The sequence below is a fragment of the Mesorhizobium sp. M7A.F.Ca.CA.003.01.2.1 genome (assembly GCF_003998945.1).
GTDB lineage: Bacteria > Pseudomonadota > Alphaproteobacteria > Rhizobiales > Rhizobiaceae > Mesorhizobium > Mesorhizobium ciceri.
Genome location: NZ_RZRA01000140.1, coordinates 1 through 7,816, shown reverse-complemented (window position 1 = coordinate 7,816; position 7,816 = coordinate 1). Strand labels below are relative to the sequence as shown.

Here is a 7,816-nt window from a genome sequence, read left to right as displayed (position 1 = left end):
GGCGCTCGTCATCCTGACCATCGCCTCGTTCTACTGCCTGCGCGTGCGCAATCCGCTGCTCGATCTCAAGCTGTTGCGCATCCGTACCTTCCGCATTTCGTTCCTCACCGGCGGCGGGCTGGACACGATCGGCCTTAGCTCGGTCGTCTTCCTGCTGCCGCTGATGTTCCAGCTCGGCTTCGGCATGAGCGCGGTGCAGGCGGGATCGCTGACCTTCGTAGCCGCGGTCGGCTCGGTGGCCATGCGGTTCTTCATGCCGCGTGTCCTCAACCGTTTCGGCTTTCGCCGCGTGCTGGTCTACAACACGCCCATCGTCGCCGCCCTGGTTGCCGGCTTCGCGCTGATGCAGGCGACGACGCCGGTGTGGATCGTGCTCACTTACATCTTCGTCTTCGGCGTCTTCCGCTCCGCGCAATGGGCCTCGACCGGCAACCTCGCCTATTCCGACATCGCGCCCGAGCAGCTCGCCCGTTTCAGCGCGCTCTATTACATATTATGGCAGCTGGCGGTGGCGATCAGCGTCGGCCTGGCCGCCGCGGCATTGTCGTTTCTGGCGGGCGGCGGCCCCGCCGTCGCCGACGATTTCCGCATCCTGTTCGTGATCGAGGGCATCATCACGCTCTGCGCGCTGCTCGCCTATCTCAAGCTGACACCCCAGGACGGCGCCCATGTCAGCGGCCACGGCGCACAGATGAACACGGAATGAGGCCGGCTGGCTTATTCGCTGAACGTCACCCACTCTTGCAGCGGCACGCGGTCGGTGCGGAAGGCGTTTTCAGGTTTTGACGTATCTTCATAACCAAGCGCCATGCCGCAGACGACGATCTCCTCGTCCGGAATGTCGAGCACCGGCCTGATCTGCCGGTGATAGGGCGCGAACGCCGCCTGCGGACAGGTGTGCAGACCCCTGCCTCTAGCTGCGACCATGATGTTCTGCAGGAACATGCCGTAATCGATCCATGAACCCTGGTTGAGGCGGCGATCGATGGTGAAGATCATGCCGACCGGCGCGTCGAAGAAGACGAAGTTGCGGTCGTGCTGGGCGCGCATCTTGTCGACCTCGCGGCGACCGATGCCGAGCGCGCCATAGAGGCCGAAACCGTTGGCGCGGCGTCGCGTCAGATACGGCTCGAAGAACTGCGTGGGATAATACCGGTACTCGTCCCAATCGGCTTTTTCGGCGCGAATGCCGGAATTGAGAATGGCGTCCGATATGCGCTGCTTGCTCTCGCCCTTGGTGACATAGACCTTCCATGGCTGCATGTTGGTGCCGGATGGGGCGCGCGCCGCAACCGCCAGAATGGCGCGGATGGTGTCGTCTTCGACCATGTCGGGCAGGAATGCGCGCACCGAACGGCGCGACAGGATCGCCTCGTCGACAATCTCGGCGTCGCCCTCGATTCGGGGGTTATTTTCCAGCATGGGCCGTCCCTTACCCTTTGTCTCGATCGGACGTCCCCACTCGCCGCTCTCGGCGGAGCCTTTGCATGAACCGTCAAAATCGCGCAAGCAAATCTTGTGCATCCGTGAAAATCTGCTTGATTTTTTCATGAGCTTGATTTCTCATGAAATTTGTCGGTGATTTTTCATAAAGAGAGCGTTTTGCCTTCGACTACCGCAAGAACATTGCAGGGACCTGACGAACGCGTGCTGGCCGGCGACATCAGGGCCCTGCGCAAGGCGCGCGGGCTGACGCTCGCCGAGATCGGCCTGAAGCTAGGCCGTTCGGTCGGCTGGGTCAGCCAGGTCGAGCGTGGCCTGTCGACGCCGTCGCTCGGTGACCTCAGAGCCTTCGCCGAACTGTTCGGCGTGCCGATCAGCCTGTTCTTCAGCCATGACGTACCTGTCGAAAGCGAGCGCGGCGTGGTCGTGCGCGCCGGCAGGCGCCGCACGCTTGGCACAAGCGAATCCGGCCTGGTGGAGGAGCTTCTGTCGCCCGATCTCGGCGGTAGCTTCGAGATGGTGCGTTCGGTCTTCGCGCCGGGCGCGGAACTGAAGGCCGAGGCGCAGCGGCCGACCGAGGAAGCCGGATACGTCGCGTCCGGACTGTTCGACATCGAGATCGGAGGTGTCTGGCATCGGCTTGGCGAGGGCGACTCCTTTCGCTTCGAAGGCAAGCCCTACCGCTGGCGCAATCCGGGTGCCGAGCCGGCAATTGTCATCTGGGTGGTTTCACCACCCGTCTATTGAGTTCAAGTTTGGAGAAGAACATGGCGGGTTTGCCGAGCACGGCGCGCGTGGTGATCATCGGAGGCGGCGCCGTCGGCACCTCCGCGCTCTATCATCTCGCCAAGGCGGGCTGGACCGACTGCGTGCTGCTCGAGAAGAACGAGCTGACCTCCGGCTCGACCTGGCATGCCGCCGGCAACGTGCCGACCTTCTCCTCGTCCTGGTCGCTGATGAACATGCAGCGCTATTCGACCGAGCTTTATCGCGGGCTGGCCGACGCGGTCGACTACCCCATGAACTATCACGTCACCGGCTCGCTTCGCCTTGCCCACTCGCTCGAGCGCATGCAGGAATTCCAGCGCGCCAAGGGCATGGGCCTCTACCAGGGTATGGACATAGACATTGTCGGTGTCGACGAGATCCAGCGTCGCTATCCCTTCATCGAGACGCATGAGCTGAAAGGCGCGCTCTACGACCCGAGCGACGGCGACATCGATCCGGCGCAACTCACCCAGGCGCTGGCCAAGGGTGCGCGCGACATGGGCGCGAAGATCATCCGCTTCTGCCCGGTCACAGGCGTGCGCCGCGAGAACGACGACTGGGTGGTCGAGACGGCACAGGGTGAGATCCGCTGCGAGATCGTCGTCAATGCCGCCGGCTACCGCGCCGCCGAAGTCGGCCGGATGTTCGGCCGCGACGTGCCGATGATGGTGATGAGCCATCAGTACATTCTGTTCGAGGAGATCCCCGAACTCGCGGCATGGTCGAAGGAACAAGGCAAGAAGCTGCCGCTGCTGCGCGACGTCGACACCTCCTACTATCTGCGCCAGGAGAAGAACGGCATGAATCTCGGCCCCTATGAGCGCAATTGCCGCGCGCATTGGGCCAGCCACAATGACCCGATGCCGGAGGACTTTTCCTTCCAGCTGTTCCCCGATGATCTCGACCGGCTGGAACATTATCTGGCCGACGCCGTCGCCCGCGTGCCGATCCTTGGCACGGCCGGCCTGTCCAAGGTGATCAACGGGCCGATCCCCTATACGCCGGACGGCAATCCGCTGATCGGCCCGATGCCCGGCGTTCCCAATGCCTTCGAGGCCTGCGTCTTCACCTTCGGCATTGCCCAGGGTGGCGGCGCCGGCAAGGTGCTGGCCGAATGGGTGACCGAGGGCCGGACCGAATGGGACATGTGGTCGTGCGACCCGCGCCGCTTCACTTCCTATGCCGCGGCGCCGGACTATTGCGTCGCCAAGGGCATGGAGATCTACGGCAACGAATACGCCATCCAGTTCCCGCGCCATGCCTGGCCGGAGGGCCGCGACCGCAAGCTGTCGCCGATCCACGATCGCATCAAGGCGCTCGGAGGCCGCTTCGACGCCTATAATGGCTGGGAGCGTGCCACCTGGTACGCGCAGGACGGCGATGACATCTCCGAGGAAGCCACGCTGACCTTTCGCCGCGACGGGCCATGGCAGCATCGTGTGCGCGAAGAATGCCTGGCCGTGCGTGACGCTGCCGGCATTTTGGACCTGCCTGGGTTCTCGCGCTTCAATCTCGATGGTCCAGGTGCCGCCGAATGGCTGAGCCTGCAGGTCACCGGACTGGTGCCGAAGCCAGGCCGCATCGGTCTCGTCTATTTCGCCGACGACAAGGGCCGCATCGTCACCGAAATGTCCGTCGTGCGTCACGACGAGAACCTGATGACGCTGATCACCGCGGCGGTCGCGCAGTGGCATGATTTCGAATGGCTGAAGTCGCGCATGCCCAAGGACGCACCGTTCAAGCTGATCGACCGGACCGAAGAATTCTCGACCCAGATCCTGGCCGGCCCGAACTCGCGAAAAATCCTCGCCGATGTCTGCGAAGCCGACCTCACTCTGCCATGGCTGACGCATCAGGAGACGAAGATCGCCGGCCGCTGGGCCAAACTGGTGCGCGTCTCCTTCGCCGGCGAACTCGGCTGGGAAATCCACACCAGGATCGACGACACCGCCGCCATCTTCGATGCCGTCTGCGCCGCAGGCCAGCAGCACGGGCTGAAGCCTTTCGGCATGTACGCGCTGGATTCGCTCCGGCTTGAGAAAGGCTACCGCACCTGGAAAGGCGATCTGTCGACCGACTATTCGATCCTGCAGGGCGGGCTCGAACGCTTCGTCAAATGGGACAAGCCCGACTTCCGTGGCAAGGCGGCACTGCTGAACGAAAAGCAGCAAGGCGTGAAGAAGCGCTTCGTCACGCTGGTGGTGGAAAACCCCGGCGATTGCGACGCTCCGTCAGTTTCTACACTCTGGCATGACGGCAAGATCGTCGGCGAGACGACGTCCGGCGGCTGGGGCCATCGCATCGACAAGTCGATCGCGCTCGGCATGCTGCGCGCCGACCTGGCCAAACCAGGTACATCAGTCGAGGTCGAAATCTTCGGTGACCGCTTTCAGGCAATCGTGCAGAAGGATGAACCGCTGTGGGATCCGAAGAACGAAAGGCTGCGCGCATGAAGAAAATCATCCTCACCGATGGCGGCATGGGCCAGGAACTGGTCCGCCGCAGCCAATCCGAGCCGACGCCGCTATGGTCGGCCAGGGTGCTGATCGACGAACCGGATCTGGTGCGCGACCTGCACGCGGAATTCATCCGTGCCGGCGCACGTGTCATCACCATCAACACCTATTCTGCGACACCCGAACGCCTGGCGCGCGAAGGTGCGGAAGACCTATTCAAGCCATTGCAGAAGCGCGGCATCGAATTGGCCAGGCAGGCCCGCGACGAGGCCGGCGATGCAGCCATCGCCGGTTGCCTGTCGCCGCTTTTCGGCAGCTATGCACCGGCACTGACCATTTCCTTCGAGGAGACGCTCGAGATTTACCGCCGCATCGTTGCCGAGCAGGCCGATGGCGTCGACCTGTTCCTGTGTGAAACCATGGCGTCGGCGGACGAAGCCCGCGCAGCGGTGACCGCTGCATCGGAAAGCGGCAAGCCGGTATGGGTATCGTGGACGCTGGCTGACCACGGCAAGCCGCGGCTGCGCAGCGGCGAAGCCATTGCCACCGCGGCAAGCGCGCTCGACGGCCTGGCAGTCGCAGCGCGGCTGGTCAATTGCTGCCGGCCGGAAGCAATCGCCGCGGCTTTGCCTGAACTGATCGGCCTCGGCGGCCCGGTCGGCGCATATGCCAATGGCTTCACGTCAACCGAAGCACTTAAGCACGGCGGCACCGTCGATGTGCTGCACGCTCGTCACGACCTTGGCCCGGATGCCTATGCAGACCAGGCGATCGGCTGGGTGGAGGCTGGCGCAAGCATCGTTGGCGGCTGCTGCGAAGTCGGACCACCGCACATCGCCGCCCTGCGCGACCGGCTCGAACAGGCCGGCTACGAAATTTCGGGAGTTTTGCATGCCTAGACCATCATCGCGCATTTCCGGCATCGTGCCTTCGGGCAAGGACGGCTGGGAAGTCCATTTCGCCGCCTGGACGCGCAAGGAGGCCGGCGAAGACATCATCATGCTGTCGGTTGGCGACCATGATTTCGACACGCCTTCGCAGACCATTGAAGCCTGTGTGACCGCGGTTCGCGGCAGCAATCATCACTACACCCCGCTTCCCGGCTTGCCGCGCCTGCGCAAGGCGATGGCCGCAGCCTCGAGCGCCTGCACCGGCGTCGAGACATCGCCGGATCAGGTGATCGCCACGCCGGGCGGCCAGGCCGCACTCTACGCGGCCGTGCAGGGCGTGCTCGACCAGGGCGATCACGCCATCGTCGTGGCACCCTATTATGCCACCTATCCCAACACGTTCAGCGCCGCTGGCGCTGATTTCACCGTCGTCGAGACACCGGCCGAGGATGGCTTCCAGCCGCGAGCCGACATGATCCGCGCGGCAATCCGGCCGAACACGCGCGCCATCCTGATCAACACGCCGAACAATCCGACCGGTGCGGTCTATTCGCGCGAGCGGCTGGAACAGTTGGCAGAAGTCTGCCGGGAGCACGACCTCTGGCTGCTGTCGGACGAAGTCTACTGGACGCTCGGCGGCGGCGAGCACGTCTCGCCGCGCTCGCTGCCAGGAATGGCCGAGCGCACGCTGGTCATCAATTCGATGTCCAAGAGCCACGGCATGACCGGTTGGCGCATGGGCTGGCTGACGGGACCGGAGCAGATGATCACGCTCATGATCAATCTCAATCTGGTGACGACCTACGGCCTGCCGGCCTTCATCTCGATCGCTTGTTCCGAGGCGCTGGAGAACCGTTACGGCGTCAAGGAGATCGCCGAACGCTACGCGGCACGCCGCACCGTCTTGCTCGACGCCGTGCGGGGCATGAACGATGTCACCGTGCGCGGTTCGGAGGGCGGCATGTATGTCATGCTCGACATCTCGGCCGTCGAGCCGGACGACGAGAAATTCGCCTGGGCCCTGCTCGACAAGGAAAAGGTTGGCGTGATGCCCGGCTCCAGCTTCGGCGAGGCGGCCGCCGGCCACATTCGCATCAGCCTCTGCCAGCCCGAACCCGTGCTGCAGGAAGCTGCACTTCGTCTGCGCCGCTTTGCTTCCAGCTACCGTTGCGAGGCAGCATGATCGCCAAGGCAGTTCCCGCCAAAGCAAGAGCGGTCATCATCGGCGGCGGCGTTTCCGGCTGCTCGGTCGCCTATCACCTGGCCAAGCTCGGCTGGACCGATATCGTGCTTCTCGAACGCAAGCAGCTGACGTCGGGCACGACATGGCATGCCGCCGGCCTGATCGGCCAGCTGCGCGGTTCGCAGAACATGACGCGGCTGGCGAAATATTCCGCCGACCTCTACGTCAAGCTGGAAGCAGAGACCGAAGTCGGCACCGGCATGCGCCAGGTCGGTTCGATCACCGTGGCGCTGACCGAGGAGCGCAAGCACGAGATCTACAGGCAAGCGTCGCTGGCGCGTGCCTTCGATGTCGACGTGCGCGAGATTTCGCCCAGGGAAGTCAGCGAGATGTACCCGCATCTCAATGTTTCCGATGTCGTCGGCGCCGTGCATCTGCCGCTCGACGGCCAGTGCGACCCCGCCAACATCGCCATGGCACTGGCCAAGGGCGCGCGCCAGCGCGGTGCGACCATCGTCGAGAACGTCAAGGTCACCAAGGTCCACAGCAAGGCCGGCCGCGTCACGGGCGTGTCCTGGACACAAGGCGAAGAGCAAGGCACGATCGAGGCCGACATCGTCGTCAACTGCGCCGGCATGTGGGCGCGCGAACTGGGAGCGCAGAACGGCGTCACCATCCCGCTGCACGCCTGCGAGCATTTTTACCTCGTCACCGAGCCGATCCCCGGCCTCACCCGCCTGCCGGTGCTGCGTGTGCCCGACGAGTGTGCCTACTACAAGGAGGACGCCGGCAAGATGATGCTGGGCGCTTTCGAGCCGGTGGCAAAGCCCTGGGGCATGGACGGCATCCGTGAAGATTTCTGCTTCGACCAACTGCCGGAGGATATGGAGCATTTCGAGCCGATCCTCGAAATGGGCGTCAACCGCATGCCGATGCTGGCGACCGCCGGCATCCACACCTTCTTCAATGGTCCCGAGAGTTTTACGCCCGACGACCGCTACTATCTCGGCGAGGCGCCGGAACTGTCCGGCTACTGGATGGCGACCGGCTACAATTCGATCGGCATCGTCTCCTCC

General features: G+C 63.9%; 7 protein-coding genes. 6 read left to right on the top strand and 1 reads right to left on the bottom strand.

Annotated features, from left to right (window positions below; genetic code table 11):
- The coding region (locus EN969_RS08530) for an MFS transporter (protein WP_127419071.1) at positions 1 to 706 on the top strand (706 nt) is incomplete at its 5' end.
- An 11-nt stretch (positions 707 to 717) separates the two neighbouring features.
- On the opposite strand, the gene EN969_RS08525 is transcribed toward EN969_RS08530, so the two are convergent.
- A complete protein-coding gene (locus EN969_RS08525; protein ID WP_063170259.1) occupies positions 718 to 1,422 on the bottom strand; it encodes a nitroreductase in 705 nt (234 codons plus the stop codon).
- 225 nt (positions 1,423 to 1,647) lie between these two features.
- Between EN969_RS08525 and EN969_RS08520 the strand changes: the two genes are divergently transcribed.
- From EN969_RS08520 to EN969_RS08500, 5 genes are all read left to right on the top strand, one after another.
- Entirely contained in the window at positions 1,648 to 2,190 is a 543-nt protein-coding gene (locus EN969_RS08520; RefSeq protein WP_032807957.1) for an XRE family transcriptional regulator, read from the top strand.
- A gap of 20 nt (positions 2,191 to 2,210) precedes the next feature.
- Positions 2,211 to 4,664, top strand: a complete 2,454-nt coding sequence (locus tag EN969_RS08515) for an FAD-dependent oxidoreductase (protein ID WP_027160526.1) — start codon at positions 2,211 to 2,213, stop codon at positions 4,662 to 4,664.
- Positions 4,661 to 5,566 carry a homocysteine S-methyltransferase family protein gene (locus EN969_RS08510; RefSeq protein WP_013531135.1) on the top strand — a complete coding sequence of 302 codons (906 nt, stop codon included), beginning with the start codon at positions 4,661 to 4,663 and terminating at the stop codon, positions 5,564 to 5,566. The genes EN969_RS08515 and EN969_RS08510 overlap by 4 nt, the downstream gene beginning before the upstream one ends.
- Positions 5,559 to 6,740: a pyridoxal phosphate-dependent aminotransferase gene (locus EN969_RS08505; protein WP_013531134.1), complete on the top strand. Its 1,182-nt coding sequence runs from the start codon at positions 5,559 to 5,561 to the stop codon at positions 6,738 to 6,740. Before EN969_RS08510 ends, EN969_RS08505 begins: the two co-directional genes overlap by 8 nt.
- A partial coding sequence (locus tag EN969_RS08500; RefSeq protein WP_164758183.1) for an FAD-binding oxidoreductase occupies positions 6,737 to 7,816 on the top strand: 1,080 nt, incomplete at its 3' end. The genes EN969_RS08505 and EN969_RS08500, both read left to right, overlap by 4 nt.